Here is a 4,459-nt window from a genome sequence, read left to right on the forward strand (position 1 = left end):
CTGAGTTTTATCTATTTTTTAACCAATGTAAATACCCCCTTGACAATTTACCCCTCACCTTAACTTGTCACTAATGACTGTTGACTGCTGACTAATGACTAATGACTCATGACTAATTAAAATCGCTTTACCCAATCTTCGCCGACGCGAAGCGTCAAGTCAGAATTGATTTCACCGGTAGAAGATGCTTCAATTTTACCGCCGCCTAACTCTTTTCGCAGTAAATTCGCTGCCTCTAAATCTCCTTGCTGAACAATAATTTGACTTTGACGCTGCTTCTGGGGCGAATCCTGCACTACAGATACATTAAAAAAGCCCTTTTTCCTGAGAAAGTCAGCAACCTTTTTTGCGGTTGTCGGTTTGCTAGAAGCGTTTTGGACAGCTATTTTGAGGTTTTTGGGCAACAGGGAGTCGCTAGGATTGCGAATTCGTGCTTGTTCAAAATCCGGCACGCTCTGGTTCAAGTATTGTGTCATAATGCGATCGCGCCCGATCGCATCTACAATCCAATAACTCCTCAAATCGGCTTGTTCTGAACTAGAACTTCCAGGCAACATTACCATTTTAAAATTCTCTCGCTCCAATTGCAAACCGAAATTGGCCAGCGTCAATATTTCCTCATAATTTAGGTTTGTATCCACATATTTTTGCATCAATCGAACAATTTGTGGCAAGCGCACCAATACTGATGGACTTGCGAGGCGATCGCGAATAGCTTGAATTAAAGATTGCTGCCGCTGAATGCGGCCGATATCTCCTAAACCATCGTTGCGAAATCGAGCAAATTGTTCTGCTTGTTCTCCGTTGAGAGTTTGCCATCCCTGGCCTAAGTTTATTTTTAACTTTTGGGCGGTATCTGTATAGGACATTGGGCGAGGTACAAATACCTCAACTCCGCCTAACAAATCGACTAATTCCCGAAACGCACTGCTGCTGACTCGCACGTATCGTTCAATTTTCGTATTGTTCAGCATACTGCTAACCAATCGCGTCGCCAAAGCTGCTCCTCCTCTAGCATTGGCTTCGCTAATTTTGCTGAAGCTAATTCCGGGAACTTCGACTTTAGTATCTCGCGGGACTGAAAGCAAACTAATAGATTTATCTCTAGGATCGAGGTGAAATAAGAGTATTGTATCGCTGCGACCGTTAAATATCTTAGGGCCATTGGCGGCAGATTCCGGCACGCGGTCAATTCCCAATATCAAGATATTAACTGGTCGCGATAGGCGGTATGCAGAGCGGTTGGAGGATAGATAGTCAAAGCCAGTCGCCTCTAATACTCTATTGATAATTGGCGGTTCCACGGGAGCTAAAAGGGCGGTAATTGCCCCCAATGTGGCGGAGATGGCGGCTGTGAAAATTAGGAAAAATAGCCCCACTATATACAGGAAGAATTTAGGCTTTTTTCGAGAGATTTGATCGACTGGTGTAACAAAGTCTCTTTTAAAAATTGACAAGTTTTTCATTGACTTGCTGTTGATTATTGCAGTTTTTCAGCTTTGCAGTAAAACATGGGCGGTGCTTCGGGAAAGTATTTGAACATAGCCGGACACAGCCAGCCTTCGAGATTTGTCGATTCCCACCGATACCAGTTACCGCCGTACTCTGCTTTCAACCACAGCATTTCTGCTTGATATCCGGGAAATGGGTTGGCTGAAAATAAAAGTCGGAAACCTCGATCGGCATTGGGAATGTCTGCGACAAGCGCGTTAATCATTTCGGGGACGCCCTGAACAAATGGTTCTCGGACAAGTCCGACTCGCTCGTCGTCAAAAACCCAGGTGTACTGTTCGCGATAGGGGTAAATTACCATCATGGCATTGGACATGGTATTCGCCTCTTTTCATTTCCTTTTTTTGTCGGCAAAAATGCAACTGTTGATACATTATATTCTGTGGCGCGGAAGTTGTGCGCTATCCGATTTGACAACCCTGTTTAAAATTAGGAATTTTAGCGGGTTATTTACAAACTTTATTCGGTTGGGGCGGATTGGTTAAGTGTAGGTCGATCGGGCTTTAGATGGTTTTTTTTTCTTTTTTATTTTCGGTAAATGGTAGCAAAATTAAAGACGCTTAAAGGTGATTCAGTGCAGGATTTTTTCTTTTAATTGTGCCTAGTTTTATCCCCCTTATTACCTTTTTAGTAATGATATCATGTCCGCTCGATCGCCCATAATACAATTGCCGGGGCGGGTTTGTGAGATTGTGTGTTTTTGGCAAATATTATTGGTGAACCCGCCCCTACAGGAATCAGGGTAATCGATCGGACATGATATGATAAATAGTTTTTATTTACCCAAACTATGAGGGCGGACACCCTAACTACAAACCTTTAACTGTTTGTAGTTGGGTGTTATGTTTGTTTCCGGGAAAATCCCGCTCAAGTTCTCGTCAGCTCAACCAGCGCCTTAGCTAAATATTGATACTGTGGCAAAGTATTGTATAACTGAGCCGAAATCCTCACCAACTGCTTACTAGCATCAGGCCAAGGAATCACCGGAACTTCAATTTTAAAAATCTCCCACAGCGCCTCTTGCAAAGGTGGAATTCCTCCCTTTGCAACCACATCAGACTGGCAGTCTGCCAGCGGCACAACAGCCATCGAACCCACCATTTCATCAGGACAAGGCAGCGGCAAATCTAATTTGTCCGCCAATATTTTTCTCCCCGCCAACGCCAAAGCATGATTTTTTGCCCTCAATTCCGGCCAGCCGCCGCTCAATAAAGAACCCATAAAATCAATAGCTACAGGCACGCACAAATAGGGGCTAGGATCTACTGTTCCCATCCAGTCAAATTCTAGTTGAAAGCGCGATTTATCAGCGCGCGGCGAATTAGCACCGTGACTGATCGTAGTTGGGCGAATGGCATCTTGCTTGTCGCGCCGCACGTATAAAAATCCCGCACCTTTCGGCGCGCACAGCCACTTGTGGCAATTTCCCGTATAGTAAGCCGCGCCAATTTCATCTAAATTCAGTGCTACCATTCCCGGCGCGTGAGCTCCGTCTACCAATACATCCACGCCACGGTTAGCTAACTCGCCCACTAACTGTTTGATGGGAAAGATTAAACCAGTTTGACTCACAACGTGGTCTAATAAAGCTAACTTTGTTTGCGGTGAAATGCACTTAATTATTGCTTCAATAATTTGGTCGGGTGACTCAATGGGAAAGGGGACTTCTGCTACTATTACTTTAGCGCCTGTACGCTCGGCTACAAAATTAAGTGTGTTGCGGCAAGCGTTGTATTCCTGATTTGTCGTTAGCAATTCGTCGCCCGGAGAAAAACAGATCGATCGCAAAACTGCATTTACTCCCGTCGTCGCATTCGGCACAAAAGCCAAGTCATCCTCACTCGCACCGATAAATGCGGCTAACTGATTTCTCGCATTATCCAACAAGGGTTCAAATTCCCGCAGTAAAAAGCGCAATGGTTCTCTTTCGAGTTGTTCCCGAAAACTGGTTTGCGCTTCCAGTACGGGAATGGGACAAGCCCCAAAAGACCCGTGATTGAGGAATGTTATATTGCGATCGAGCAACCAATATTGGTTAATCATTAGTAATTAGTAATTAGTAATTAGTCAGTAGTCATTAGTCATTAGTCATTAGTCAGTAGTCAGTAGTCATTAGTCAGTCAACTGTCAACGGTCAACTGTCAACTGTCAACCGTTCACCATTTTACCTTTTAATTGCTCAAACTCTTCTAATGTATTGCAATTCGATAACATTACTGCTTCTCGTTCCCCTACAGGTAGAGGGATTGCGGGGATTTGATTTAACCACACTTGAAAGGAACGTCCCCCTTTGTCAATAAAACTTTGCAAGCTGGGCAGAGATTGTTGGCGGTAGAAGCCGCACAAAGGCTCCCAGCGCGAATTTTGATAAGGCACAACTGCTAAAGTTGATGGGGGAAATTCTGTTAACTGACTCGCCCAACTCTGAATAATCTGGGCATCCAACAAAGGCAAATCGCAAGCTAACAGTAAAATCCATTCTGCCGCAATTTCTCTCAATCCCTGAGTCAATGCAACCAAAGGCCCGGAGCCCGGATTGTACTCTACCAGAAATTGGGATGTTTCGGTTAAGGTCGATCGATAGCGATCGGGCCAAGCAGTCAGAACATAAACTGCTGGCCCTACAACTGCCGCCACTTCCAACGCCCGCTGCAATAGGGATTTCCCCTCTATTTCCAGTAGAGCTTTATCCCTACCCATCCGCGAACTTTGACCGCCTGCAAGCACAATTACAGCAATTTTATGATTAGTCATTAGTCATTAGTCATTAGTCAGTAGTCAGCAGTCAGCAGTCAGCAGTCAGTAGTTATCGCAAGAATTGTCTGTTTTGAACAGGCAAGATGCCTGTTCCACAATAATTATTGGAGATGTCTAGGGCGTCGGTTCAGTATTAGGAGTTGACAAAAAAAGGACTTTATGAAATTAGCCAGTGCATGAGTTCGACTCT

At 44.5% G+C, this 4,459-nt stretch carries 4 protein-coding genes; all 4 read right to left on the reverse strand.

Features of this window, described 5'->3' with window-relative positions:
* Positions 1–116: 116 nt before the first annotated feature.
* Positions 117–1,466: an LCP family protein gene (locus QUB16_RS32900; RefSeq protein WP_333322561.1), complete on the reverse strand. Its 1,350-nt coding sequence runs from the start codon at positions 1,464–1,466 to the stop codon at positions 117–119.
* Positions 1,467–1,480: 14 nt separating this feature from the next.
* Complete coding sequence (locus QUB16_RS32905; protein ID WP_333322563.1) at positions 1,481–1,828, reverse strand: DUF6717 family protein; 348 nt, start codon at positions 1,826–1,828, stop codon at positions 1,481–1,483.
* Between the two features lie 551 nt (positions 1,829–2,379).
* Complete coding sequence (locus QUB16_RS32910; protein ID WP_333322565.1) at positions 2,380–3,555, reverse strand: aminotransferase class V-fold PLP-dependent enzyme; 1,176 nt, start codon at positions 3,553–3,555, stop codon at positions 2,380–2,382.
* A 105-nt stretch (positions 3,556–3,660) separates the two neighbouring features.
* Entirely contained in the window at positions 3,661–4,266 is a 606-nt protein-coding gene (locus tag QUB16_RS32915) for a molybdenum cofactor guanylyltransferase (RefSeq protein WP_333322567.1), read from the reverse strand.
* Positions 4,267–4,459 lie beyond the last annotated feature (193 nt).

This window comes from Microcoleus sp. D3_18a_C4, assembly GCF_036702415.1.
Lineage (GTDB): Bacteria > Cyanobacteriota > Cyanobacteriia > Cyanobacteriales > Microcoleaceae > Microcoleus.

Excerpts from the sequence above, each read along its gene's own strand:
- QUB16_RS32900 (WP_333322561.1), bottom strand. The coding sequence starts at position 1,466 with ATGAAAAACTTGTCAATTTTTAAAAGAGACTTTGTTACACCAGTCGAT.
- QUB16_RS32905 (WP_333322563.1), bottom strand. The coding sequence starts at position 1,828 with ATGTCCAATGCCATGATGGTAATTTACCCCTATCGCGAACAGTACACC.
- QUB16_RS32910 (WP_333322565.1), bottom strand. The coding sequence starts at position 3,555 with ATGATTAACCAATATTGGTTGCTCGATCGCAATATAACATTCCTCAAT.
- QUB16_RS32915 (WP_333322567.1), bottom strand. The coding sequence starts at position 4,266 with ATGACTAATCATAAAATTGCTGTAATTGTGCTTGCAGGCGGTCAAAGT.